Raw genomic sequence first — 430 nt, 5'->3', positions numbered from 1 at the left:
GCTTATATTAACATATAAATAAAAGGTTAGTTTTCTCTTATTCTTAGTAAGTTAATGACGACTCACCTGAATGACTGGTATTAGCTCTTTGCCAAAGTTCAGCTTATTGCACAGACTGTGTGAAAACTCTGATCACCTTTTGGTCTAAGTATGTTCTGCTTATGATCTATTAATCTATACATTTAGTTCACTTAATATACTGATATTTATATAATTAGACTATTGATTCAGTTGAGGGTTGAGGCAGTATGTCAAAGTTTATAAGCGGTGAAAGTCGTGACCAATCAACGTTATTTCCAGAATCGTTGGAAGACTACGTCAGTGAAGATAATACGGTCAGAGTGATTGATGTTTTCATTGAGGAACTAAATCTAGCTGAATTGGAGTTTAAAGGGTTAACTTTAAAGTCCACAGGCCGCCCTAAGTATCC

Annotated in this window: 1 pseudogene; it reads left to right on the top strand. The window is 34.9% G+C overall.

The features are described from left to right. Positions 1-248: 248 nt before the first annotated feature. Positions 249-430, top strand: a pseudogene (locus tag CWB60_RS20810) (IS5/IS1182 family transposase); the annotation flags it as partial.

Source organism: Pseudoalteromonas sp. S327, from assembly GCF_005886415.1.
GTDB lineage: Bacteria > Pseudomonadota > Gammaproteobacteria > Enterobacterales > Alteromonadaceae > Pseudoalteromonas > Pseudoalteromonas atlantica.
This window is presented reverse-complemented; position numbering and strand designations above follow the sequence as displayed.